The organism is Lysinibacillus sp. FSL K6-0232, assembly GCF_038008325.1.
Classification (GTDB): domain Bacteria; phylum Bacillota; class Bacilli; order Bacillales_A; family Planococcaceae; genus Lysinibacillus.
In genome coordinates this window covers 970,342-996,910 of sequence record NZ_JBBOYW010000001.1, presented here as the reverse complement: position 1 = coordinate 996,910, position 26,569 = coordinate 970,342, and the positions used below count along the sequence as shown (strand labels likewise).

General features: G+C 38.6%; 27 protein-coding genes. 2 read left to right on the top strand and 25 right to left on the bottom strand.

Annotated elements, in window-relative coordinates:
• Positions 1–69: 69 nt before the first annotated feature.
• The 23 genes from sigE to MHB42_RS04505 form a co-directional block, all read right to left on the bottom strand.
• The gene (gene sigE, locus MHB42_RS04615; protein ID WP_340804646.1) at positions 70–777 is read right to left on the bottom strand and encodes an RNA polymerase sporulation sigma factor SigE; all 708 of its coding nucleotides are present in this window, start codon (positions 775–777) and stop codon (positions 70–72) included.
• 13 nt (positions 778–790) lie between these two features.
• A complete protein-coding gene (locus MHB42_RS04610; RefSeq protein ID WP_340804644.1) occupies positions 791–1,624 on the bottom strand; it encodes a sigma-E processing peptidase SpoIIGA in 834 nt (277 codons plus the stop codon).
• A 191-nt stretch (positions 1,625–1,815) separates the two neighbouring features.
• A complete protein-coding gene (gene ftsZ, locus MHB42_RS04605; RefSeq protein WP_340804643.1) occupies positions 1,816–2,973 on the bottom strand; it encodes a cell division protein FtsZ in 1,158 nt (385 codons plus the stop codon).
• Between the two features lie 53 nt (positions 2,974–3,026).
• Positions 3,027–4,310 (bottom strand): cell division protein FtsA, encoded by a 1,284-nt coding sequence (gene ftsA, locus MHB42_RS04600; protein WP_340804642.1) that lies wholly within the window; start codon positions 4,308–4,310, stop codon positions 3,027–3,029.
• A 95-nt stretch (positions 4,311–4,405) separates the two neighbouring features.
• Complete coding sequence (locus tag MHB42_RS04595) at positions 4,406–4,777, bottom strand: small basic family protein (RefSeq protein ID WP_340804641.1); 372 nt, start codon at positions 4,775–4,777, stop codon at positions 4,406–4,408.
• Positions 4,778–4,780: 3 nt separating this feature from the next.
• A complete protein-coding gene (locus MHB42_RS04590) occupies positions 4,781–5,500 on the bottom strand; it encodes a DUF881 domain-containing protein (protein WP_340804640.1) in 720 nt (239 codons plus the stop codon).
• A gap of 104 nt (positions 5,501–5,604) precedes the next feature.
• Positions 5,605–6,330, bottom strand: coding sequence for a DUF881 domain-containing protein (locus MHB42_RS04585; protein WP_340804639.1), 726 nt, complete (start codon positions 6,328–6,330; stop codon positions 5,605–5,607).
• The gene (locus tag MHB42_RS04580; RefSeq protein WP_340804638.1) at positions 6,311–7,141 is read right to left on the bottom strand and encodes a cell division protein FtsQ/DivIB; all 831 of its coding nucleotides are present in this window, start codon (positions 7,139–7,141) and stop codon (positions 6,311–6,313) included. The genes MHB42_RS04585 and MHB42_RS04580 overlap by 20 nt, the downstream gene beginning before the upstream one ends.
• Before the next feature lie 20 nt (positions 7,142–7,161).
• Positions 7,162–8,241, bottom strand: coding sequence for a putative lipid II flippase FtsW (gene ftsW / locus MHB42_RS04575; RefSeq protein ID WP_340804637.1), 1,080 nt, complete (start codon positions 8,239–8,241; stop codon positions 7,162–7,164).
• Positions 8,242–8,281: 40 nt separating this feature from the next.
• Positions 8,282–9,631 carry a UDP-N-acetylmuramoyl-L-alanine--D-glutamate ligase gene (gene murD / locus MHB42_RS04570; RefSeq protein WP_340804636.1) on the bottom strand — a complete coding sequence of 450 codons (1,350 nt, stop codon included), beginning with the start codon at positions 9,629–9,631 and terminating at the stop codon, positions 8,282–8,284.
• Positions 9,631–10,602 carry a phospho-N-acetylmuramoyl-pentapeptide-transferase gene (gene mraY, locus MHB42_RS04565; RefSeq protein WP_340804635.1) on the bottom strand — a complete coding sequence of 324 codons (972 nt, stop codon included), beginning with the start codon at positions 10,600–10,602 and terminating at the stop codon, positions 9,631–9,633. The genes murD and mraY overlap by 1 nt, the downstream gene beginning before the upstream one ends.
• Positions 10,603–10,728: 126 nt before the next feature.
• Positions 10,729–12,645 carry a stage V sporulation protein D gene (locus MHB42_RS04560; RefSeq protein ID WP_340804634.1) on the bottom strand — a complete coding sequence of 639 codons (1,917 nt, stop codon included), beginning with the start codon at positions 12,643–12,645 and terminating at the stop codon, positions 10,729–10,731.
• A 47-nt stretch (positions 12,646–12,692) separates the two neighbouring features.
• Positions 12,693–14,945 (bottom strand): penicillin-binding protein, encoded by a 2,253-nt coding sequence (locus tag MHB42_RS04555; RefSeq protein ID WP_340804632.1) that lies wholly within the window; start codon positions 14,943–14,945, stop codon positions 12,693–12,695.
• Complete coding sequence (gene ftsL2 / locus MHB42_RS04550) at positions 14,942–15,310, bottom strand: cell division protein FtsL (RefSeq protein WP_340804630.1); 369 nt, start codon at positions 15,308–15,310, stop codon at positions 14,942–14,944. Before ftsL2 ends, MHB42_RS04555 begins: the two co-directional genes overlap by 4 nt.
• Positions 15,311–16,261 carry a 16S rRNA (cytosine(1402)-N(4))-methyltransferase RsmH gene (gene rsmH, locus MHB42_RS04545; RefSeq protein WP_340804629.1) on the bottom strand — a complete coding sequence of 317 codons (951 nt, stop codon included), beginning with the start codon at positions 16,259–16,261 and terminating at the stop codon, positions 15,311–15,313.
• Positions 16,262–16,321: 60 nt separating this feature from the next.
• Positions 16,322–16,753 carry a division/cell wall cluster transcriptional repressor MraZ gene (mraZ, locus tag MHB42_RS04540; RefSeq protein ID WP_340804628.1) on the bottom strand — a complete coding sequence of 144 codons (432 nt, stop codon included), beginning with the start codon at positions 16,751–16,753 and terminating at the stop codon, positions 16,322–16,324.
• Between the two features lie 254 nt (positions 16,754–17,007).
• Positions 17,008–18,624, bottom strand: coding sequence for a bacillithiol biosynthesis cysteine-adding enzyme BshC (gene bshC, locus MHB42_RS04535; RefSeq protein ID WP_340804627.1), 1,617 nt, complete (start codon positions 18,622–18,624; stop codon positions 17,008–17,010).
• Positions 18,625–18,902: 278 nt separating this feature from the next.
• Positions 18,903–19,298, bottom strand: a complete 396-nt coding sequence (locus tag MHB42_RS04530; protein WP_340804626.1) for a DUF3397 domain-containing protein — start codon at positions 19,296–19,298, stop codon at positions 18,903–18,905.
• Positions 19,295–20,197 (bottom strand): ketopantoate reductase family protein, encoded by a 903-nt coding sequence (locus MHB42_RS04525; protein ID WP_340804625.1) that lies wholly within the window; start codon positions 20,195–20,197, stop codon positions 19,295–19,297. Before MHB42_RS04525 ends, MHB42_RS04530 begins: the two co-directional genes overlap by 4 nt.
• 155 nt (positions 20,198–20,352) lie before the next feature.
• On the bottom strand, positions 20,353–20,730 hold the full coding sequence (locus MHB42_RS04520; protein WP_053993823.1) for a transcriptional regulator: 378 nt from the start codon (positions 20,728–20,730) through the stop codon (positions 20,353–20,355).
• Positions 20,731–20,840: 110 nt separating this feature from the next.
• Entirely contained in the window at positions 20,841–21,608 is a 768-nt protein-coding gene (locus MHB42_RS04515) for an enoyl-CoA hydratase/isomerase family protein (RefSeq protein ID WP_340804624.1), read from the bottom strand.
• 162 nt (positions 21,609–21,770) lie between these two features.
• Positions 21,771–21,944, bottom strand: coding sequence for a 50S ribosomal protein L32 (gene rpmF, locus MHB42_RS04510; protein WP_004224819.1), 174 nt, complete (start codon positions 21,942–21,944; stop codon positions 21,771–21,773).
• 24 nt (positions 21,945–21,968) lie between these two features.
• Entirely contained in the window at positions 21,969–22,502 is a 534-nt protein-coding gene (locus tag MHB42_RS04505; RefSeq protein ID WP_340804622.1) for a YceD family protein, read from the bottom strand.
• Between the two features lie 168 nt (positions 22,503–22,670).
• Between MHB42_RS04505 and MHB42_RS04500 the strand changes: the two genes are divergently transcribed.
• Entirely contained in the window at positions 22,671–23,882 is a 1,212-nt protein-coding gene (locus tag MHB42_RS04500) for a nucleotidyltransferase (protein ID WP_340804621.1), read from the top strand.
• A 39-nt stretch (positions 23,883–23,921) separates the two neighbouring features.
• Here MHB42_RS04500 and MHB42_RS04495 read toward each other — a convergent pair whose 3' ends face one another.
• A complete protein-coding gene (locus MHB42_RS04495) occupies positions 23,922–24,968 on the bottom strand; it encodes a SepM family pheromone-processing serine protease (protein WP_340804620.1) in 1,047 nt (348 codons plus the stop codon).
• 223 nt (positions 24,969–25,191) lie between these two features.
• Here MHB42_RS04495 and MHB42_RS04490 point away from each other — a divergent pair, with 223 nt between their 5' ends.
• A complete protein-coding gene (locus tag MHB42_RS04490) occupies positions 25,192–25,986 on the top strand; it encodes a hypothetical protein (protein ID WP_340804619.1) in 795 nt (264 codons plus the stop codon).
• Positions 25,987–26,076: 90 nt separating this feature from the next.
• Here MHB42_RS04490 and coaD read toward each other — a convergent pair whose 3' ends face one another.
• On the bottom strand, positions 26,077–26,568 hold the full coding sequence (gene coaD / locus MHB42_RS04485; RefSeq protein WP_340804618.1) for a pantetheine-phosphate adenylyltransferase: 492 nt from the start codon (positions 26,566–26,568) through the stop codon (positions 26,077–26,079).
• Position 26,569 lies beyond the last annotated feature (1 nt).

Sequence of the window (26,569 nt, the reverse complement as noted above, 5' to 3'; positions counted from 1 at the left end):
GTTTGTCCGAGAGCAACAAGAATATGCACAAAAGCTATGACCAATTTTAGGTAGGGTAAAATTCCCTTTCTATGATATCGGTTGATTTAAGTTTTCACGTAAATCTTGAATAATTTTCTTTTCTAAACGGGAAATATAGGATTGAGATATACCTAAATGGTCGGCAACCTCTTTTTGTGTCATTTCCGCTTTACCGTTTAGTCCAAAGCGGCATTCCATAATATAACGTTCACGTGCACCAAGCAAATTAATCGCATGGAACATATGCTGACGTTCGATTTTTTTCTCTACATTATCTAAAATAATATGCTCTTCTGTTCCTAAAATATCCGATAATAATAATTCATTTCCATCTGCATCGGAGTTGAGTGGTTCATCTAATGAAACTTCACCTTTCATACGGCTTGTTTTTCGTAAGTGCATTAAAATTTCATTTTCAATGCAGCGTGATGCATAGGTTGCAAGTTTAATATTTTTATCTGTATTAAATGTTTCAATCGCTTTGATTAATCCAATGGAGCCAATGCTAATTAAATCCTCAATTGGCGTACCTGTATTATCAAAACGTCTAGCAATATAAACAACAAGACGCAAATTGCGTTCAATTAGTGTATCTCTAGCTCGTAAATCACCGTTCATAAAGGATGCAATCACTGTAACTTCTTCTTCTCGACTTAGTGGCACTGGCAATGAATCATTTCCCCCTATATAGTACGTTTCACGACTTCGAAACTTACTCCATAATTTTTTCAAGCTAGCAAGTAGCCTAAGAAGCAATCGTTCTCCCCCTCTATGAGTTATTTGAAAGCGCTGAAAAATGTAAAATTGCTGCTGTGCTATGCGGAAAATTTTTAGCTTTTTTGGTTAACACGATATATTCATTTGTTTTCACTTGTGAGGGCTCTCCCTTGATATGCCATTCATCAAAACGAAAGCCAAGTACAACGCTTTGCTGCTGTACGGTATTAACATGAATAAATCGGATATAACGCTGGTAATCTTCTGCAAACATGGATACATTGTATGGGTCTGTTTCCTGCCACTCTATTAATGATTTGCGGAAAGCTGCGGGTAAATGTGGACGTAAAGCTGTATAAGAAACAAAATGAACAGGTTTTCCTGAAAGTGGTTCAATCGCTTGATTGCCTGTATCAACAAAGGCAGATAGCGGTATGGCTGCGCCAAAAATTTTCAATGTCGTATCAAAGACAAACTGACCACTTAAGCGTTCAAGCTTAACGAAACCCCATTGTTTATAAAACAAGACGAGATTCGCCACTGCAAGCACAAAGCAAATCATAATAAAATGAGCAACAGCTAGATTTTTTAAATAAGGTTGTAAAGCTGTTAACAAACCGCCAATTACAATAGTTGCTGTTACAACAATAGGTCCTTGCTTTTGAAAACTTCGAAGCTTGAATTGAAAAGCTATACCAATTAATAATAGAAAGCTTAGCACCGTTGTCCACAGCGTTTGGCCGCCAATGACAGCTACTAAACTACTGCAAATCGAACTCATTAATAATCTTGAATGTTTAACAACAACGCCTGTTACTCTTACTGTAAACATAAGTATTGCTAGATTAAAAAGTGTATTAATGAGCACCAGCCATTCTCCATACATAACAGCCGCCTCCTACTTACAAAGTTAGCATGTTCCTCCCACAAATATTGTCAAACAATCGCATCATTTTCAGAAAATGTTTTGACAAAAAACATGGTTTCCTTACATGTTTGAACATCATTGTGGCAAATATAAAAAGCTCATAATTTACATATGTAAATTACAAGCTTTCTAGAAGTTATTTATTGAAGTTATCCGCGATTTTTACGATTGCGTAAAAATGCTGGTACTTCAAGCATATCGTCTTGTGCATAATTTTGTTGATTTTGACGTGGCTGCTCTTGTTGTGTAGGCATTTCTTGTCGTTGTTCACGAATAGGAGCCTGTTGCTGTGGAGCAGATTGTCTATTTACATTAAGCGATGGCTTCGGTGTATTGCGTTGCTGCTGTAAAGCTTCCTCTGAAAAACCAGTTGCAATAACAGTTACAATGATTTCATCTTTTAGATTTTCATTGATAACAGAACCGAAAATCATATTTACTTCTTCATCTGATGCAGAGGCTACAATATCTGCTGCCTCCTGTACTTCAAATAAGCTAAGATTCGAGCCACCTGTAATATTCATGAGGACACCTTTCGCACCATCAATGGACGATTCAAGCAATGGACTTGAAATAGCCTTTTTTGCTGCTTCAGAAGCTCGGTTTTCACCTGTGGCAATACCGATCCCCATTAATGCTGAACCTTTATTAGACATAATTGTTTTAACGTCTGCAAAGTCTAAGTTAATAAGACCAGGTGTTGCAATTAAATCTGAAATACCTTGCACACCTTGACGTAAAACATTATCAGCTTCTCTAAATGCTTCTAACATAGGTGTAGATTTATCGACAATTTGTAGGAGCTTATCATTCGGAATAACAATTAATGTATCCACTGACTCCTTCATGCTGCCAATACCACCGATTGCCTGTGTTTGACGTTTACGACCTTCAAAAGTAAATGGACGTGTCACAACACCTACTGTAAGGGCTCCTAATTCACGAGCAATCTGAGCAATGACTGGTGCAGCACCAGTACCTGTTCCTCCACCCATACCAGCCGTTACGAAGACCATATCTGCGCCACGCAGTACCTCTTCTAGCTGCTCTCGGCTTTCTTCTGCGGCTTTTTTACCTACTTCAGGATTTGCTCCTGCGCCTAGCCCACGCGTTAGCTTAGCACCAATTTGTAGCCTTACTTCCGCCTTTGATAAATTTAATGCTTGTGCATCTGTGTTCACTGCGATAAAGTCAACGCCTTGTACACCATGCTCAATCATACGATTGACAGCGTTGTTACCGCCGCCACCGACACCTATGACCTTTATTACTGCAAGTTCATCAACACTTGTATCAAATTCTAACATCTCTTTTTCCTCCCACGGTAACTCGACTCTGTATCATTCATTACGCATTCTAGTTAATCAAAAAACTTATCGAATAATTTTTTTGCTTTCCCGATTACGCTTTCTTTTGGTTCTGAAGGTGCAGAATACTCTTGCTTTTTAGGTGTAGCTGCTTGAGCTCCTACAACTGCATATTCAACAGGCTGCGTATTCGTACTCTTACCGTAAAAATCATCTTCTAAATGGGCGTAACGAATAAGTCCAACTGCCGTCGCAAATGAAGGCTCTCTAACGCCAATATAATCGGGTGTATAGATTCTTACACGCGTTTGTAGAATTTGACGTGCTAATTGTGCGATACCTTCAAGCTTTGCAACACCACCTGTTAAAACAACGCCACCAGGTAAATCTCGAACACCTAAACGTGCTAATTCATCAATCACTAGCTCTAATAATTCCTCTAAACGAGCACCAATAATTTCTGATATATAACGCTGGCTATACTGGTCAGTAGAATCTGTACCCACAATCGGTACTTCAAAAACTTCATCATCAGATGCATCGTCATAAAAGGCATGTCCAAATTGGTGTTTAATTTGCTCTGCTTGTTCTGTTGGTGTTTTTAAAACAATTGAAATATCTTTCGTTATATGATCACCACCGACTGGTATAACACCTGTATGCGTTAACAATCCCTCTTCAAACACCGCAATTGTTGTAGAGCCACCTCCTATATCAATAAAGGCAGTCCCTTGGTTTTTTTCGTCTTCCGTTAAAGCAAAGTAGCCTGATGCTAATGGCTGTAAATATATTTCTCGTATACTTAAACCAGCCCGCTCAACACAGCGCAGAACATTGTGTAAAAGCGTTTTGGATGTCGTTATCATTGTTGCATCCATTTCAAGACGGATGCCAATCATGCCACGAGGGTCTTTAATCTCATCAAGATTATCCACAATAAATTGTCTTGGAATGATGTTCACTAATTCACGTTCAGGAGGTATCGACATGACTTGTGCAGATTCTACTACTCTGTCTAAATCATCATCTGTAATTTCTCTGTTTTCACTATTTACAGCGACAACACCTTTAACTAGCTGTAACATCGTCTGGTTAGCAGGAACACCTAAAACGACTTCTTGAATTTGATATCCTGTCATTCGTTCGGCTTGTTCTATTGCTTTTCGAATAGATTGAACTGTTGCATCAATATCAACAATTGCCCCTTTTCGAACCCCATTCGACTTTACATTTCCGACGCCAATTACATGTAACTGTCCGTCGCTCATTTCACCGATTAATACCTTGATAGAGGACGACCCTATATCAAGAGAAATGTATAAATCTTGCTGATTCAATTCGCTGCACCTCCTTGAAAAATGCTCTTATTTTCATTCTATTGTAAATTTAGCGTAATGTCTAAGCAAATCGAGTATTTTGGTCAATTTTTCTCTTATTCTACGGTAGTTTTCTTCTTTTTGTGATGTTTCTCATCTAATCGAGTTAGTAAAATCCGCCTAATTATTGCTATATTCTGGAACAAACGTACACCAAAAGCGAAAATTGCTGCTAAATATAAATCTATTCCTAAATTAACACCTAAAAAGGCTAATCCTGCTGCTAGCATAATATTAAAAAAGAATCCTGATAGAAATACTTTATCATCATATACTTGCTGTAATTGTGCACGAATACCACCAAATAATGTATCTAAAGCTGCTAACACAGCGATTGACAGATAACTTTCATACATAGAGGGGATTTGTATATTTGTTAATAAGCCCAGAGCAAGTCCAAATATCAAACCTAAAAATGGTAGCCACATATATTAATCTCCTTTTTTTACCTCTGCTAAATAATCACTTGTCAATGGCTGATCAAATGCTGGTATTTGTAACTGTTCGCTCGGCTCTTCAATCACTAATTTAAAATTATCTAGATAAAACGAATCAACAAATGTTGAGGCTTGCAATGAATTATACATTTTTTGTGCTGCCTTAAAATCGCTTGTCCCAACATAAATTTCAAATGGTGGTGAGGACAATGGCGTGCTATTCACAGTTGTCCTTCCATTAATATCTCGAATAGCAGTTGTTTGGACAACACGATTTCCGTCTATCGAAACACTTGTGGCATCATTTTTAAATAATGTATTTAATAATTGTGTTAATAAATCTGGTGAAATTTCTTTTATTTCGTAACCCATTGCTATTAACTCAGCTGCGGGTTCAACGCGAAGTATCACCCCCGGCCCAGTAACTTCTGTTAGGCCTGCTTGAAGCTTTAAACGCTTTAATGTTTCCGTTAAAGCCGCTTGCTGATTTACTTTTTCAGATTGCTCATAGCGATCCACTACTTCCTGCAGTGAGCGAATTTCTGCTAGTAATGTGGAATGTCGTTGTTTTTCTTGTGCTAATTCCTCTCTGATTGCCCAAATATCTCGTGTATCTCGCTCAGCTGGTTTTTGTATGGTATTGTATTGTACCGCTATCATCAAACCGATAATAAATAGCACGATCGTTATTCGGGTATACATATTTCTTTGCAAAATAGCCCCTCCTAGACGTATCGTATGCCTCCTTAGGATACGACCCTAAACTCTTCTGCCACTTATTCGGAGGCTAAGATTGAACTGTAAACAAGAGCTTGTCCTTAGCTCTCTACTTTTACCTTTGGCATTGTAAGCTTTTGACTTTCTTCTAACGACACCACGATATTATCATTTAATAACTGGTCGACTACACCACCATTTAGGTTTAAAGAAGCCATTAATGTTTCAGCGTTACCAATCGCTTCAATAACAAATGGAGCAGGATGCTGTGTACCATCAATCGTTATCACTGGACCATTGCAGTGAATATAGGAGTTTGCCATTACACGTTGCCCATTAATAGCAATCGCTTGAGCACCTGAAATTTTTAACTCATTTAACAATTTAAAAACATGGCTCTCATGAACAATATAGTCGTTAGGGTTCAAAGATTTCGGATCATAGTCACCATCTTGCAGTGTAATGCGCACGCCCTTCCCTTCACTATTTAATTCACCAAGCAATAATCGTAAATCCTCTGCTTGCTCCACTAGCTTTTTATAGGCTTTTTCATCTGAGGCAAGGGATTGCTCATATTCCCGAATTTGCTCCTGCAAACTATTTAGTTCCTCTGAAAGCTCTTTGTTGCGTTCCTGCTGTGCAATAAGCTCCTCACGGTATGACTCTTCTTGTTCAAAAAGCTCTGAATCAATTGCACCTGCCTCACGTTTATCTTGCGCCTGGTTGTATGAATAGCCAATAATAAACCCTGTTGTAATGCATACAAGCAATAATTCAAATTGTTTTCTTGTGAAAAAGCTACCCTTGCTATTCTTCTTGTTGTTCATCTTCTGTCACTTCCTGGTTAACCATTTCCCCTTCTGCAGTGGTCTCCATATTGATATCTACCTTGTTGTATTCCTCATTAAAGGGACGATAATACGATCCAACCTCTAAATCAATCACACCTTTTTCTAAATCTGCGATTTGCGCTACAATTGAGGGGTAATAATTTAACTTCTCCGCTAATGTTTGAATAACCGCTCGCACTTCATAGCCGTCATTCATATAAAGCTTCACTGCATTTGGATTCGTTTCATTATTATTTGTGTTAACCTGAGAAATTAAAGCTAATACTTCTGGCTTTAACTGTGCTAGCTGTTCGACAAGCTTCTGAATCGTTTTTTCGCCAGCTATACCGATAAAAACAGGTGCATCAATGGGATTATCATTACCTGCTTGCTCAAAGCGTTGACCGTTTTCAAGCAATGGATAATAGGTGCCATCACCAGCTAAGTACGCAACTTTTTTCCATTCTTTAATATCAATTGTTACGCTCTGTAGCCACTTACGCTTAACTTGTACCTCTTTTACCCATTTATCCTTTTGTAAGCGCTTCTCAATATCTTCTACTTTGAAGCCCCACATCGATTTACCCGGCGCAAGTGTACTTGCCTCCACATAATATTGTTCATCTACAAGCTTAGCCCCATTGACAGTTATGTTCTTAATATCGCTGTATGGAGATTGAAAATAAAGGAGTACCCCTAAAACAATAAAGAAAAGTAATATGAGCACGATAAATTTCCGATTTGTACGCTTTTTTCGTCGCTTTTTTAGCGTAGGTATACGATCTTCTATATCAATTACTTTCTCCAAAAAGTACCCCTCCTTTATATTTATTTCGCTAATTGATAAATAATACCTATTATTAACCACATTGTTACTAAAGATGTTCCGCCATAGCTAATAAAAGGCAATGTTACACCTGTTACTGGCACTAAACCAATCACAACAGCTATATTAAGAAATGCCTGCACCATCAGCATTGTGACAAGCCCTATAATGGCATAATAGGATGTTCGTGTTTTAGCCTGTACAGCAAATTTATAGCCTGCATAAATCACCAGTACAAAAAGTGCCAAAATAACAAGCCCACCAATTAATCCAATCTCTTCTAGAATAATGGCATAAATAAAATCATTTTGTGGCTCTGGTAAGTATAAAAACTTTTGACGGCTTTGACCAAAGCCATGTCCAAAAATACCAGCTGGTCCAATCGCCATGAGTGATTGAACTGCCTGGAATCCACTTACCAGCGGATCAGCCCAAGGATCAAGAAATGCCTCTATGCGTTTAAGTCGATACGGTGCTGTTGCAATCATTCCTACTAATCCAGCAATGCCAGCTAGCATAATAATGGCATACAGCTTTAATGGATAACCTGCCACAAAAAATAATAAAAACACTGAAACAACGAGAATAAATACAGAGCCAAAGTCTGGCTGCAACATAATGAGTGCAACAGGTAACAGCAGCACTAAGCCATGACGCCAATTTACAACGGGCGCACCTGTTTTATGCTGTGCCAATATATGGCTCAAGTACACAATGACTGTAATTTTCGCTAACTCTGCTGGCTGAATCGTTAAAGGGCCTACACCAATCCAGCTTTGAGAGCCATTTCGTACAAGTCCAATACCAGGTATTAACACTAGCACAAGTAGAATAAGCGAAAATATATAGGCCATTTTCCAGAAGGACTGCTCTCTTAAAATTTTCAAGCGAGTTGTGATTAAAAACACAATAATCGCAACTATAAAATAGACACTTTGCTTCATATAAAACGGCATTTTTCCACTATAATGAACGGCACTCCAATAAGTACCTGCAGAATAGACGAAAATAATGCCGATTATTGATAACATCAAAGTTGTGACGAGCAATAAATAGCTTTCTTTCCCTCTCAGTAATGCCATCCTTCCAAGTCAAGTATATTCTAAAATAGTTACAGGGTCATTACAGCTTCATTACAGCATCAATAAAAACATCGCCGCGTATTTCAAAGCTGTCATATTGATCCCAGCTTGCACATGCTGGTGAGAGTAAAATCACATCACCCTCTGCAGACATCGGTGCTGCATAATGCACAGCATCTTCTACATTTTGCGCGATAACTGTTTGTGAAACGCCGCATGATTTCGCAAACTCTACAAAACGTAAACCCGTTTCGCCAAATGCGACAACACCCTTCACATGATGCATACAAGGGCGTAATTCCTCAAAAGAATGTCCTCGGTCTAAGCCGCCTGCTAGTAAAATAACAGGTGCTTCGAATGCGTCTAATGCACTCTTTGTCGCTAAACAGTTGGTTGCTTTAGAGTCATTGTAAATCTTACGACCATTCCACTCACGCACAAATTGGGTACGATGCCTTACGCCACCAAATGTTGCTAGCACTTCTTCCATTTTTTCTTTGTCACAGCCTACTAAAATGCAGGCTGCTATAGATGCTAAAATATTTTCTAAATTATGCTTACCTGGCAAGGCAATATTTGCACGTTCCATATATGGTTCGCCTTGCCAGTAAATCGTTGTATCATCGGCACTAATGCCATGTGCTGTCCGTCCATTCACGCTAAACGGAATTTTTTGTGCCTTTGATTGTGTTGCATAATCTGCCACAATCGCTTGGTCCGCATTATAAATAAAATAATCGCTGTCATCTTGATTGCACGTCACAGCAAACTTTGCTTGTGCATAATTATCAAATGTGCCGTGATAGTCAAGATGTGCATCATATAGATTTGTTAAAATAGCAATTTTAGGCTTAAACGTTTGTGTTCCCATCAATTGGAACGAGGATAATTCTGTTACAATAATATTATCCTCTGTTGCCTCCTTTGCAACGCCACAAGCAACTGTTCCAATATTGCCCGCAATCAAAGGGTTTTTACTACCTTTATCAAGCATATCAAAAATTAATGTTGTTGTTGTTGTTTTACCATTCGAACCTGTAATACCAATAAATGGCGCATCACTAATTAAATAAGCCAATTCAATCTCTGTCCATACAGGAATCTCTCGGCTAATTGCATCTGCCACAATGCGATTACTATAAGGAATTCCTGGGTTTTTCACTACTAATTCAAAGCCCTCATCAAGTAAATCCTCAGGATGGCGACCACAGATAACTGTAATCCCTTTCTGTAATAGCCCTTGTGCATCTGGGCTTTCATCAAATGGTTTTGAATCATTGACTGTGACAAAGGCGCCTAGTTCATGTAAAATTTCAGCAGCTGCCACACCACTCTTTGCTAAACCTAACACAAGTACCTTTTTATGTTGTAAATCCGTATAGTTTTTCATTAAAACGCCTCCGATAAAACTGCAATCAATGCTACTGCTAGGGCAGTTGACCAGAACACAAGCACTACTTTCCATTCTGACCACCCTGATAATTCAAAATGATGGTGGATAGGACTCATTTTAAAAATACGCTTTTTTCGAAGCTTAAAACTACCTACCTGCAAAATAACAGATAATGTTTCGATAACAAACACCAAGCCCACTAACAATAGTAAAAACTCCTCTTTCACTAAGACAGATACCATTGCCAATGCGCCGCCTAATGCTAATGAACCTGTATCACCCATAAATACCTTTGCTGGATTAGCATTAAACAGTAAAAAGCCTAATAATGCACCTGTTACAGCAAATGTAAATAAAGCGATATCTGCTTGGCTTTGGAATAATGCAATAACACCAAATGCTGCAAAAGCAATAGAAGCCGTTCCTGCCACTAATCCATCCAAACCATCTGTTAAATTTACTGCGTTGGAGAAGCCTACTAACCAGAAAATTAAAAAGGCTACATAGAAAACTCCAAGATCAATTGTCCACTCTGTAAACGGAATCGCAAGTGTTGTATCAAACGCTCCAACATACAGAAGGAAGTAAGCAAGAATAGCAATGACAATTTGACCAATCAGCTTTTGAAGTGACGTTAATCCTAAATTTCGTTTAAACACAACCTTTAAGCCATCATCCAATAAACCGATTAATCCAAACCCTGCTAATACTAATAATAATACAACGGTTTGGGTTGTTAATAAGTCTAAAAAGCTACCTACACCAACAGTTGTTAGGATGATAGAAAGTAAGAAAATAATACCTCCCATTGTTGGTGTACCAGCTTTTTTCATATGGGATTTTGGCCCTTCTTCACGAATACTTTGCCCAAATTTTAGACGGCGAAGAAGCGGAATACTAATTGGTGCTAGGATAACTGTTACTATAAAAGCAAGAGCTAAAATGGTAAGTGTTGTTGCGAGTTTCATTGAAAAATCTCCTTTAAATCTTGTTTCACTTTCTTCTTTTGGAAAAAAGCATAAACTTTCATTGTATTTATTACTACCCTTCATAATAATAGTGGTTCTTTCCCATTTTTTAAAGGTAAAGTTATATTACTTCTCCAAATATAAATGAATGGTACCATCTTGTTTGATAACACTATCCACCTCAGGTAACTGATTGCCAATTTTCGTGCCCTCTCCATGCCATTCTATACGGAATGGATAAAATTGCTTGGCAATATCATCCTTTGTTTGACCGATGAAATTTGGTACCTTCACAGTAATTGGATCACCATAACGATAATCCTTTTCAAGCTGTTCCTTTGATTTTTCAATACCAACAAAAGGTGCAACGTCCTCAATAATTTGCCCAACAATAGGTGCTGCTACAACACCACCAAATTGTGTTGTCTTTTTTGGATTGTCAACTGCTACATAAACGACGATTTGTGGGTCATCTGCTGGCGCAAAGCCAATAAAGGATACAATATATTCACCACTTTTATAGCGACCATCCTCAACCTTCTGTGCTGTTCCTGTTTTACCACCAATTCGTAAGCCCTCTCGAAAGGCTTGCCGCCCTGAGCCTTTTGCTACTACTGATTCCAGCGCGCCTCGAACTTTTGCAGAAGTTTCCTCACGAATTACCTGATTTTTCACAGTCGGCTTTGTTTCCTGAATAACCTCTCCTGTTTTCGGATTAAAAACCTTTTTCACAACATATGGCGTGTATAGCTTGCCTCCATTAATTGCCGCAGCTACCGCTTGCACTTGTTGAATCGGTGTAACAGCTACCCCTTGCCCAAATGATGTTGTAGCCTGCTCCACTGGTCCAAAGGCTTCCTTTGAAAATAAAATACCTGAAGCTTCACCGGCAATATTAGAGCCTGTTTTTTGACCAAAGCCAAAATCTTTAATATATTGCAGCAAGCGTTCATTGCCTAGTCGTTGCCCTAGCTCAATAAAGCCAGGGTTACAGGAGTTTTCTACAACTTCTAAAAACGTTTCATGCCCGTGCCCCTCACGCTTCCAGCAGCGAAGCCTTGCACCAGCAACCATTGTATAGCCTGGATCATAAAATGTATCATTTTCTAAATCGACTACATCCTCTTCCAATGCTGCACTCAACGTAATAATTTTAAAAGTAGAGCCTGGCTCATATGTCATCCATACAGGTAAATTTCGATTATAAATAGCAGGCTCTACTAATTGATAGTCAGCAGGATGAAAAGTTGGATAGGACGCTAATGCAACAATTTCACCATTATTTGGATTCATCGCAATAGCCAATGCTTGATCAGCATCATAACGTTTCATCGCCTGTGATAGCTCACGCTCAACAACCTGTTGCACATCCACATCAATGGTCAACTCAATCGTTGCACCATCCTCTCCTGCCTTCCAAGCACTTGCAACATTAGGCAAATTATTGCCTTTAGCATCTGTAAAAAGACGAATGGCAGATGAATTCGCTGTTAAAAACTTATTATATTCATATTCAATACCAGCTAAGCCTTGCGCATCATAGCCTGTAAAGCCTAAAAACCGTGAAAGCATTGTACCGTAAGGGTAATCTCTGGAGTAATCTACACCGCTATATAGCCCTTCAATCTGCATACCCTGCAATTCCACGGCTTTTTCATATGGAATATTTTTGCCTTCTGGTGCTAGTTTAACTAAGTAATCCTTTTTCTGCATCTTCTCAAGCAGCTTTGCTTTATCCACCTCTAAAACTTGTGCAATTTTTTCGGCTGCTCCCTCAATATCTTTGCTTTGGGCAGGCATAAAATATAAGGTTGGTGCTAGTTTATTTGTCACAATGCTTTTACCATCGCGATCTGTAATATGCCCTCGTTCATTCGCAAATGGAATTTCTCGATCCCAGTTTTCTTCCGCTTTTTGCGTTAGCTCTTTTTGATCTAACACTTGCAAAAAAAACAATCGAATAATAATTGCCGCTGCTACACACATAAACAACACATATAAAATTCGTAAACGTTTTTTAGAATGGATAGAAATCCACTTCATTCGACATCACACCTTGTTTTTTACAACGTATGAAATAAAGTGGACTTCTATTCAGCGTTATTTTCATCCTCAATTTGCTCTAGCTCTTCTTCGGGAATTTCTTCTCCCTCAGAGGACGCTTCAACATCCTGAATAAAACTTTCAGCTGGCGTTTTAAGCTTCACAACAATTGGTGAGCTATCTGTAATAATTGTACCTGCTGACACACTTTGACTAGCTACAAAGCCCTCACCGAAAACTTCTATATCTATTCCTGCCATTGCTTTAAATACAAGTAAATTTCGTAATGACCAATTCGTAAAGTCTGGCAATGTAGTATCACCATCTGTCTTTAAAAATACAAAACTACCTTTTACTAACTTTTGAACATCCTTTGGATATTGATCAATAATTTGGCCGCCACCGCCAACAATAACTGGCTGTAAACCATCATTTGCTAACTCTACTTGAATAGCATCCGCATTTCTGCCTGTATAATCTTGAATACCAACATGATCTACATGCTGAACATCATCTGGATTAATATTGAGATGCTTTAAACTATTTAGCATAACAGGCTTAAACACTTTAGATACAGGCACTGAGCCCTGCTCACCTTGCTTTAATTGCGGCTTTTTCACTGAAACATAGACAATTAACTGTGGATCATCGACAGGCGCTAAACCTAAAAATGAATACAAATATTGGTTTGAAAGATAACCACCGCTCGCTTTTGGAATTTGGGCAGTACCTGTTTTCCCTGCAACCTCATAATCCTCCAATATAAAATCCTTCGCTGTACCATACTCTGATGTTAATGTAGATGCAAGAATTTCTCGTACTTGTTTAGCTGTATCCGCTTTAATCGGCTGCCCCTTTTCAACAGGCTTGTGGTTTTGAATCACCTTCCCTGTTGACGAGTCTACAATCTGATCAATAACGTATGGCTGCATCATTTTTCCATCATTTGCGATAGCTGTCATTGCTTGTACTAGCTGAATGGGTGTTACGGTAGAGCCTTGACCATAGGTAGTTGTGACACGCTGAATTGGATATTTAGATAGCAGTGTACCTGTTGCCTCATTTGGTAAATCAATGCCTGTTTTCTGCCCAAAGCCAAAGCGATCTAAGTAGTCGTAAAAGACATCCTCACCAATAATCTTTAATAAATGTGCCATTGCTGTATTAGATGAACGCTGGAACCCTTCTAAGTAAGTAATCGTTCCCCATCCTCTACCATTATTATGATCTCGAATATCACGATCAAGCACTCTATATCTACCTGACGCATAGGTTGCATTTGGTGGCCATGTATCTGTATCAATCGCCGAAGCGAGCGTGAATGTTTTCATCGTTGAGCCAGGTTCAATTGTTTCCTCAATCACTTCATTGAGCCACTTCATATTTTGGCTATCTCGTGTTTCAGGGTTAAATGTAGGGCGCTGGGACATTGCCAAAATTTTCCCTGTTTTCGCATCTGCAACAACTGCTGTCATCCCTTCAGGGCTATATTCCTTTTCAACCTTTGTCATTGCCTCTTCTAAAAAGCTTTGAATAGTTTTATCAAGTGTTAAATAAATATCATTACCGTCTTTTGCAGGTGTAATCATTTTCTCGCTATTTGGTAGTAAGTAACTAAATGCATCTGTTTCGTACTTGACCTTACCATTAACACCTGTTAATTCCTTGTTATACGTATACTCAAGACCCATCTCGCCTTTTGTTGTAACAGTACCATCACCATTATCCTTTTTTAATGCATAGCCTATTAAATGTGAGGCAAACACCCCATTTGGATAATAACGCTTTAAGTCATTAACAAATAAAATTCCCGGTAATTTTTCCTCTTTGATTTTTGTCATCACTTCATAGCTAATATCTCGACCTGCACTACCAAACTCCACTTGGTATAAAGGTTCCCCATCACTTCGATAACGGTTATTCAACCGTTCAAGGATATCCTCCTTCTTCATTGCAGGAATATATTTAGCTAAAACCTCTGCCGTTTTTTCAGCATCTACAACATGGCGAGGATTTTTTGCATCAATTGTAGCCTCTTCATTCACAATTGCCACTAATCGATAGCTTAATGTATCCTCCGCTATCACTTGACCATTGCGATCATAAATCTTTCCTCGATTTGCTGTAATAACACTCTCTTTGCCATACTTAGCCGCTGCCTTTGCAGCAAGCTCTTGTCCTTCTACCTGTCCTGTCGCTTGAATGGTTACCATTCTTGTGAATAATAGAAAAAAGAGCCCTCCATAAAAAATTAATAATAGAAAGGCTCCCCACTGGAATCGAAATCTCTTTTTTTTCATTCTCCCGGCACTACCTTTACATTTTTCTCATTTTGAGTTAAACCGAGTTCTTCCGCTTTTTTCCATATATTTTCGTATGTAGAAAGTTCACTTACCCGCACTGTCAAGTCAACATTCTGTCTTGCAACTTTATCTGCTTCTGCTTCGATTTTTTGAATGTCTATACTTGTTGTTTGAATAGCTGCTTGCTTATTTAGCACGAATACGCCCAATACAGCGATAATACCAACTAATACGAGTAGCATTGTTTTTTCAAACTTCTGGTTTGTTTTTTTACGACGTCTGATAGTGGGTTGTGGACTAGGTGGTGTTATTGGTTGTTGCACTTGTTGATGTTGGTGCTGTTTTACACGAACTGCTGCCATTTACTCACGCCCTTTGTCGTTAATTTTTTCTACCACTCTAAGCTTTGCTGAACGCGCACGATTATTAACTGCCAATTCCTCATCAGAAGGAACAATTGGCTTTCGTGTTATAAGCTTTAAAGTTGGTTTCATGTCATCAGGAATTACAGGTAAATTTGGTGGTAACTCCGGTAATGACGATGCTTCCTTAAAAATGGTCTTGCATAGGCGGTCTTCCAATGAATGGAACGTAATAACACTAATACGTCCACCTACATTAATCATATCAATCGCATCGACTAGTGAATCCTCTGCTGCGCCTAGCTCATCATTAACAGCAATTCGTATTGCTTGGAAAATGCGCTTCGCTGGATGTCCACCCTTTCGGCGTGCCGCTGCTGGAATACCCTCTTTAATTAATTCTACAAGTTGGCCAGTTGTTTCGATTGGTGCTGCTTTACGTGCTTCCTCAATTTTACGAGCAACTTGCTTTGAAAACTTCTCTTCCCCGTATCGGAAAAATATCCGCACAAGGTCTTCATATGCCCATGTATTGACAACTTCAAATGCTGTAAGCGTTGCCGTTTGATCCATGCGCATATCAAGTGGGGCATCGTGGTGATAGCTAAAACCTCGTTCAGGTGTATCTAACTGTGGGGAAGATACGCCTAAATCATATAAAATACCATCAACCCGCTCGATGCCATGAGCTAATAATTCATCTTTTAAATAGCGGAAATTCGCATGGATAAATGTTACGCGCTCTATATAGGGCGCTAAGCGAATTTTCGCATTTTCTATAGCCGTTATATCTTGGTCAAAGCAAATTAAACGACCTTTATCTGATAATTGTTGTACTAAATATTCACTGTGTCCTGCACCACCTAACGTACAATCCACATAAATACCATCAGGATCGATGTTCAACCCATCAACAGTTTCCTTTAGTAACACGGTTGTATGATCGAACATACCACTCGCTCCTCTCAGGCCTTAACCTTATTTAGCTAGCGCTAACATATTTATCAAAAGTTAAAAATCAAAGCCAATCATATTTTCTGCAATTTCATTAAAAGATTGTTCAGACTCACTAAAGTACGCTTCCCATGCATCCTTCGCCCAAATTTCAATGCGATTGGAAACGCCTAACACTACACATTCCTTCTCAAGATGTGCATGCTGGATAAGCGTAGCTGGGATATTTATGCGACCTTGCTTGTCTATTTCTACCTCCGTTGCACCAGAAAAGAAAAACCTTGCAAATGCTCGTGTATCTTTTTTGGTCATCGGTAAACCTTTTAATTTTTCTTCGAGTTTTCGCCATTCATTCATAGGGTAGCCAAATAGACAATTATCAAGCCCTCTTGTCACAACAAACGTTTCGCCTAAAGCCTCACGAAATTTTGCAGGTATGATCAATCGTCCTTTTGCATCAACGGAGTGTTGATATTCTCCCATGAACATGCTACTCACCCCACTTTATTAAATAATGTACCACATCCCCCCACTTTCCTCCACTTTTTTTAAAAAAAACTTGACATTTTATCAATGAATATGCAAATAGACCTTTAATGAAATATTTGATATATGCTAAATGGCATAAAAAAAGAGCCATCCTTAGTAGGATAGCTCTTTATATACTATTTTTCTCGACAGTATTCATCAAATCTATATCGCATCAAATTATTATCTGGGTATAAAGCATCTAATAGTTGAGATTATATATATAGTAAATAGTGGTGTTTATCAATACTGTAATGTTGCTTTAACATTTCTGTAATAAACATAGGTCCAAACTCATTAAAATATTGATATGGATTATAAGCTCGCTCTTGGAAGCCATCGTTTGGATATAGCTCATTGTGTAATGTCATAAATTTTCGAATGGTTGTTTCATGCTTGCTCAGTACCATTTGTTCAATTTTTTGCTGTAGATAGTCAAATTGCTTGAGATGATTCTCTTGATTTTTTACAAGTATTTTATCGAGATAAAGGTGCTGCTCCTCTAAATAACCTGCAAGCTCCTTGTATTTTTCAGTGATCATTTGCTGCATTGCTTGAATTTGACGCTTCGCCTCATCATCCTGCACATCAGCAATAAACTGTTCCTTTAATTGCAATGCTTTCCCATCCCAAACATCAGCAACCGTTAGCTGATACTCCTGCAATAACTGCTCTACATGACGTGTCACAATTGTAATATGCAGGCGGGGAGCAAAAATTGGCATTTGTAGGTCTAATGCTGTAAAAGCATTTTTCAGTGTTGCCCAATACGCCAGCTCCCCTGGTCCACCAACAAATGCAAGCACAGGCAATACCATTTCCTGCATTAACGGACGTGTTACAACATTATTACTTAAACGTTCAGGGTGCTTTTCTGCTATCTCCAAAAGTTCCTCTTGAGAAAACTTAATGTTTGCCGCTAAATTAACAAAAAGCTTATTTTTTCTTTCTAGCAGATGACGCTCTCCATCCTCTACATAAAATAAATTAGCTGCATCCTTTGTTGCTAAAATAGGTTTACTGTAGCCAGCACACTCAAGTGCCTCTTCCTGCTCAGTAACAACGCTGGCAATTTCCTCAGTGTGCTGAATAATACGTGTGAAAGGCTTGCTTTCATATTGGCGCAAGCGAAAATCTGCTGCATCTATTAATAATAAGCCCTCACCTTTAAATAATTGATTCATCAATCGTGCAAAGAAATCCGTAAATGTTTCGCTATCATTTAATACATTTACTAATTGCTCCATAAGCCCTTCTGTAAATGCGGTTTCGCCATAATCTCTCACAATTGTATTGATTAATTGTGTCATTGCCTCTTTATTTAGCGCTGTTGCAGAAGCCATCGTTTTACGTCGAGAGCGCTCACTATATGTGCGTTTTTTAAGCGCTTCGCCTTGCATTGTATAGGTGTGATTAATCTCTTCTAAATCATGATCTTCTCCAGCTATCCAAAAAACAGGAACGACTGGCTGCTGAAGCTTCTCACTTTGTTCTTTTGCTAATGCAATAACCGAAATTGCTTTATGAACGGAGTAAAGGGGACCCGTTAAGATACCTGCTTGCTGCCCACCGACTATTACCATAGCTCCTTGCTCTAATTGTTTTAAATGTTCACTTGCTTTGCTGGATAGCCCAAGTGGCTCCATATATTGACGGATAATTGCTGTTAGTTCTTTTTGGTCATGGGCACGCTGTGCTAAATACGCTGCTCTTTTCTCAAAAGCTTGATCATGATAATCGTATTCAAAAAACTTATGGATGGCAGTATTTGGCGACCAATAATCTGCAAGCACATGATTTTTAATCGGTGCTTGGATAGACTCCAGTTTCATTTAACAAAAACTCCTCTACTCACTAAATCATTTTCCTCATTTTTAACAGGAAATCGACTCCATTCATACTATGCATATTATGCTATCAATAGTGCTGCTGCGCTGTTGTAAAAGTGCATGTTCCCTTCAAATATCATTCACAACAGCAAGCTATTTCGATACTATGCTTCTAGCACTAGAATTTAGTCACTATTCCCGTTTATATAAAATGATTTTTTATTACTATTTTCAATGCTTATTATTTTAACGCTTATAGCTCTAACATGAAAAGAAAATGCTTAAGCCACCTGTAAATATTCTATAATCGATTGAATAACGCCTACTAGACAAATCACAACATATGCCGTGCTTAGTATTAAAAACAAAAAGCGCCAAATTTTTTTCAACAGCAGCTTTACTTCTAGCTCCTTTTTCGTCCGCCAATCAATATATGTAAAAATTATCGCCAGCATTATTGCCAACATCACTAACAATGCCCCTACATTTATATGCCAAAGCACACCAATTGCTAAGGGCACTGAAAAGAATAAACATAATGTTGTAATATCAGATGCTGCACCAAATGCATGTGTGCCACGAATTTTAACTTTTCGACCAATCCAATAAACAATGATAAAAAGCACAATTGGGCAAAAAATTACAATACTAATGATGATATGTAAAAGGTCTTTCAACTTCGTTCACCGCTCTCCTCTATCGCAAGTACCTGATGATATAGAGTACGCAAGGTAGGTAAATTGTGTCCATTCACTAAAGCCTTGTTCAAAATAGCGCCAACAATTGTTTCAATTTCACTTTTTCTACCCTGCATACGATCTGCAAGCATAGATGATGTATTTTCGGCTGTTTTCCTACATAAGTCTACCACATCGTTAAAGGATATAGTGTGTGCAATGCTTGTAAAAGCTGCTGTCAGCTCCTCATATATCGTTTGCATTAGCAAAAACGCTTGTTGATTGGTTACTAATTCTCCATTCTTCACCTGTAAGACAGCCGTTAATGGATTAATCAAGCTATTCAAGATTGCTTTTTCAAATAGCATTTGCTCTGCGTCTTCAACATGTTCGACAGGAAATAAATAATGGTGTAGCTGAAGTAGCTGTTGAAAGGCCCGCTGTTGACCACGCGCTATCGCAATTTTGCAAGAACCAATCCCGCTATGTTGAACCGTTGATTGCCCTGCTATTCGCGCACCAAAAGACACTGAGCAAAAGGCAATATTGTGATGCGGTAATGCAAGAGCTTCTTCAAAATGCGCTAAGCCATTTTGCATAAACAACAATGGTGTATCATGTGCTAACGTTATAATTTGTTGATAGAGCTTTTGTAAATGACTATATTTCACAGCAATTACGATTAAATTTTGTGGTGGTAATGTAGCTAAATCTGTGGTAGCCATCACCATATGCTTGGTTTTTGTACCATCCATATTGATACGTGTTAGCTGATGTGTTTGAAGTTCATTTACCTGCTCCTGTCTTCTTGCTACCAATGTCACTGACATACCAGCTTCTGCGAAAAAGCTTGCTGTTAATTGACCAACTGCGCCCGCACCAATAATGGCTACCTTCACTCTCTCCACTCCTTTCCTTTTGATAACAACAAAGTGCCTTAGAATATTTCCAAGGCACCTTCTATATACATTCTTCTATTATACAGGATGGATGAATTGTTGACGATAGACAGGTAGAAAAACACATACACTTTCTTTTCGCTCTTATATTGCCCTTAATCTTTCATTAATGAATATCCCTGTTGTAGCCATTTCACTAATTTATCATGCTCATTTTGCAATTCGCGATGCTTCATTTCAAGGTTTTGATAAGCTTCTGTTAATTCGTCAAAACTTGTCAATGCTAATTTTAAGTGACTTCGCATAGATTGTTGTGGTTGATTGCGTACAGCTAATAGTGACTGACTATATTGGCTACGCAATGTTTTATTCCAGCGAAAACCACATGCTTGTTTTGTACGACCTAGCTCTGCAGCAGCTAATTCAAATGCCTCTAACTGTGTTTTGCCATTTTGCACATTATGCAACACAATTTCTGCTAGTCTTTCATCGTCTTCCTTTGTCCATTGGTCTTTTCTTTTTTTCAATTCCATAATCTATCACCCTCGCATTTTTTACTACTATATGCAAAAGCGAGCAAAATAGAATCATTGCATAAAAAAAGACAATGATGATGTTGCCCTCTCATCATTGTCTCTATCCATTACTGATTATTTTTCTTCGTCAAGAAATTATTAACAGCCTCGTGATGTGCCTCACTTTCCCACAATTTCGCACAGGTGCGAACTTCCTCCATCACACGTTCATACATATTGCGCTCACGCCACTTACGAAGTTCAATTTCTTTATAGGCTTTATGAACAGACGGATGAATTTTTCGCATATGTTCAATAAAATCGTTTAATGCCTCTTCCTTTGAGCCTTCGAAAACCCGCATTGCCCATCCTATTTCATATAGTAGCTGTGCTGGATATGGCTTGGCATCCACTAGCATCTTCATGGCACGGTCATGGCGTAAGCCTCGTTCAAATAGATATGTGCCACCACCCCAGCCGCTTGTAATTGCTAAAGTTCCTTGAATAAACCCACATTTTGCATGGCTTGCTACTAGACGAAAATCACATGCTGTAGCAATTTCACAGCCGCCACCAACAGCCGTGCCATTAATAAGCGCAATAGTTGGTACAGGAAGCGTCGCAAGGTTGTATAATATTTTTCCCATCTTGCTTAACATACCAAATGCTTCGTCCTCTGTTTCCAGTGAATGAAACTCTGATAAATCTCCTCCTGAGCAAAATGATTTCTCTCCTGCACCTGTCACTACTAAAAAGCGCACATCCTCATGCTCACGAATATATGTAATAACTTCCTGTAGTCCATCCATTACCTCATCATTCACAGCATTGCGTTTTTCTTCACGATTAATCGTAAATGTCATCACACCATCATGATGGTCAATTGTATAAGACATACTATTCCCCCTTTGTTTCTATGAATAGATTGTATCATACAATGATTTTACGATTATATGAAACTGCAGCACCAACGAAATATTCTGTCTTTTTAAGCTAACAAAAAGGCTAGTAAAGAGCCATGGTCTCTCTACTAGCCTTTTAAGTGAGCAAACACTGTATTATTTGCTTACTACTTCTTTACCTTTGTATTGTCCGCAAGCTTTGCAAACACGGTGTGATAATTTAGCCTCACCACAGTTAGGGCAAGTTACCATACCAGGTACAGATAATTTGAAATGCGTACGACGCTTTCTTTTTGCAGTTTTAGAAGTTCTTCTAAATGGTACAGCCATTGATGGCACCTCCTTACAGATCGTCTATTCGTCTGTTTGATCAAAATACTTAGCTAAAGCAGCTAGTCTTGGATCCACTTTTTGTTCGTCAGCTTTTTTGTGTAGCTCTACGTCTTCATCTGTTGCATAAGACCAATTTTTACCGCCTTGCACTTGTCCTTCAGAGTTTTCTTTGAACACTTGCATAGGTACCTCAAGTAACACAAGTTCCTCAAGCACTGGTTTCATGTCGATAACTTCACCATCAATATAGTGAATATCTCCATCATCGTCTCCTCGTTTATCTTCGTCAATCCAGCTAAAAATTTCAACTGTATCCACGTGGATAGGGAACTCAACATCCTCCCATGTACGAGCACACGGAAGTGTTAACGTTGCTGTCACAGTTAACTGACATGTCATTTGCGATGCACCAAAAGTACATAGCCCTTTTACATGAACGGGCGAAATTGCTCGAATATCCTGGTTTCGCGCCATCACTTCATCCAGTTGGATAAAGGCATCAATTGGCATCCCGTTTTGACGGTACTTCGATAATTGATGAATTGACCATTTCATTCGCTTAATCACCTCGAAACAACACTGTTGATTATATAATGTGTAAAAATAGATGTCAAGATAATTTCTTGTCACCATAAAAAAACCCACCTATAATTGTATACGATTAAACGTATAATTGCGTCTAATAAGTTTACAGCAAAGACATAATTGATAAGGAGGGATGGCATGCAAGCAGTTGGAATTGTTGTTGAATATAATCCATTTCACAATGGACATGCCTATCATTTAAAGCAGGCTAAAAAAGCAGCACAGGCGGACCTTGTGATTGCTGTTATGAGTGGAACATTTTTACAACGCGGCGAACCCGCAATGGTGGATAAATGGACGCGTACTAAAATGGCTTTGGCTGGTGGTGTAGATATTGTCATTGAGCTACCATACGTCTATAGTACAGCACCTGCTACAGATTTTGCAAAAGGTGCTATTTCATTATTAAGTGCTGTTGGTTGCAATTCCTTTGCATTTGGCAGTGAAGATGGTTCAATCCAGCCTTTTTTAAATACATTTGAACTTATCAACAATCACCGCGCTGAGTATGATGCACTTATTAAAGATAGCCTTAAAACAGGCGCAAGTTATCCAAAAAGCCTGTATTATGCCTATCATCAGCTTTCTCAAAAGTTTCCTGCTTCATACATTGATCTTGCACAGCCCAATAATATATTAGGCTTTCATTATTTAGAGGCAGCAAAGGCTCTTAATCGCCCTATAAAGCCACTGACGATTCCTCGCATTGCAGCAGGCTATCATGATGCGCTACAGGAGGATGCCTCCATTGCCAGTGCCACAGGAATACGTCAAGCACTTGCCGCTAGCCAATCATTACAAAGTGTGCAGCAAGTTGTTCCTGAAGCATCCTTTCAATATTTAACAGATTGGCAAACAAAATATCATACATTTGCAAGCTGGGAAGCATTTTGGCCATTGTTACGCTTTACAATTATGCGTCATACGCCTGCTGAACTTACTCGCTATGCAGAGGTAACAGAAGGAATTGAAAATGCCATGCTCAAAGCAGCTAAAACAAGCCAATCGTTTAGTAGCTTTATGGAAAAAATCAAATCAAAGCGCTATACATGGACGCGCCTGCAACGTATGCTGACACATATCTATACAGGCTTTACAAAAGAGCAGCTCCAAAGCTTTCAAGCGCCCTCCTTTATTCGCTTATTAGGCATGAGTACCATAGGTCAGGCTTATTTAGGGCAACAAAAAAAGCATATTGAGCTACCATTAATTAGCAGGGTTGCAGCTACGAATGATGCCATGCTTGCTATCGATATCCATGCAGCAGAGCTCTACAATTTAAGTATAGAGCAGGGAACTACAGGCTTCAGTCTTCCAAAAGACTACCAAACACCTCCCATTCGTTTTTAAACATAGCAGAGGGATGCTAGTTGTGTTGCTAGCATCCCCTTATTTTGGTTCTAGTTGTCTTAAATAATCAATTGCATCATCCACTGTTTTGACAGGAACAATTTTCATCTTTGTACCAATTTCCTTTGCTGTTTTTACGGCTGTTGCATAATTTGATTCTAGTTCTGGATGCTTAGCCTTGATCTCCTCCGAAATTTCATCATCTGGTGCAAAGAAAATTTCCATGCCATCACGATCAGCGGCGATCACCTTATAATCAATTCCGCCAATTCTACCAACAGAGCCATCTACAAGCATTTCACCAGTGCCTGCAATTGCATAGCCTTTTGTTAAATCTTCCTCAAGTAGCTGGTCTAAAATTTCAAGCGTAAACATTAAGCCAGCAGATGGTCCCCCAATGTCCTCTGTTTTCATCGTTACCTTTGGATGGGTTTCAATTGATTTGCTTTCTGTATAGGAAATACCTAAACCTGCACGATGCTCTTCTGTATTCGGAATTTCCTTTAATGTAATCGTAGCTTGTTGTTGCTTCTCATTACGTATAAATTGAACGGTTACTTGATCGCCAAGTTGCTTCGGCTCTAAAAGATCTATCAACATTTGCTGATTTGTTATTTTTTGACCATCCACCTCAACAATTTCATCTCCAGCCTTTAAAATACCGTCAGATGCCCCACCATCTAATACGTTTAATATAAAAACGCCATTAAAATGTACCGTTGTTTCTAACCCTGCTCTTTGAAAAGCTACATATTTTGCATTAAATTGGGAATCAGACATTAATTTTAATTGTCGAATATTATATTCTTCATCATCTTCTAATGGATTACGCACTTGCTCGATATCCATAAGCTTTTGATATTTTTGCCATTTTGCCCATGCATAAGTAAATGGTGTCGCTTGCTGCATAGCAACTGTCATTAAGCTCATGGAGCCTTCACTATCTGCCTCTTTGCCACCGACAGTGACAAATTTACTGACATCATAGGCACTGCCAGGCTTCATAATATACGCGTCTAGTCGGTATAGCATCGAAAAACAAATCACGACTAATAACACTACATAAATACTAATTTTTTTCTTCAATTTAACACACCTCCTAGGACGCCTACAAAACGACACGTTCATGTTTTTGCCTTTTTCACATATATTGATTTTAGCATTTGCCTATGTGAATGACAAAAAGTTGAAACGAGATGATAACATGTTTGCTACAATTCAAATAGCGCTCTGCATAATTCTTATTCTCTTACTCTTGTTATTCCCACAAACTGCTCATAGTGGCACTGACTTAGGTTTAAATCTTTTTATGGAGGCACTATTTCCATATTTATTGCCATACCTTATATTGACACAATGGCTTCTACGTTTAACAGCTCCTATGCGTACGAAAACAAAACGTGCCTCATTATACGTACAAGCATATATAATTAGTGCACTTGGCGGCTATCCAACTGGCGCAACAACCATTGTTTACTTAAAAAATAGCGGTCAGTTACATGTAAAAGAAGCCAATTTTTTGCTTGCTGTTTGCCATGCACCAAGCCCACTCTTTGTCCTTGGTTTTGTAAGCCTTGATTTACTACACAGTAATACGTTTGGATGGTTGTTTTTATGTTTACTACATACGTTTAATATTTGTTGTTTAATAACTGGTTATTTTTTATTTCGCAAAACAGCTCCACCAAGTATCTCCGTCCACAATACACCACTATATACTGCACCTTTCTCAGAAAGTATTCGAGAAACAGCTCCAACCATCCTTTTAGTTGGTACAACCATTATCTTTTTTACAACGATTCAGACCATTGTGCAAGAGGGTTTAGACCAAATGTTTCCTACACTGCCCTATACCCTTGAACTTTCCATCGCAGCGATCCTAGAGGTGACAAATGGTCTTCAAATGACTGTTACAGCCTTTCCAGACCTTCCATATACCTCTTTACTAGTTGTCATTTTATTAACAATGCAAAGCATTAGCATTCATTTACAAATTTTCGTTATTGCTAAATCATCTAGACTCTCTGTTCGTCCCTATATTAAACTACGCCTTCTTAGCATAATCATTGTGCCAACTATTTATGCTCTATTTTTTCTGAAATAGCACACTACTTTCAGAGGCTATCCGTCACTTTGCAAGCTCTATCCACAAACAAAAAGAGGATGTCTACTACACTGACATCCTCTTTCACACTTATTTTATAAAGCCATATTTTTCTTTTAAAGCCTGTGCCACATAAGCAGGTACAAGCTCGTCCACATTGCCACCATATTTTGCAACTTCTTTCACAATGCTGGAGCTTAGGAATGAATACTGATTTTTCGTCATAATAAAAAATGTTTCAATCGTTTCATCTAAAAAACGGTTCATAGATGTAATTTGCATTTCATACTCAAAATCCGAAACTGCTCGCAAACCGCGCACAATAGCCTTTGCATTTTTTTCCTTCGCATAGTCGATTAACAGACCTGAAGAGCTCTCTATCCGAACATTTGGCAATGCCTTTGTAACCTCAGCCATTAAAGCCATACGTTCCTCTACAGAAAACAATGGCTGCTTCGCTGAATTATTTAAAACTGCTACATATACGATATCAAACACATCTGCTGCACGTTTAATAATATCTAAATGGCCCAATGTGACAGGGTCAAAACTTCCAGGAACTACGGCTATTTTCTCTGACAAC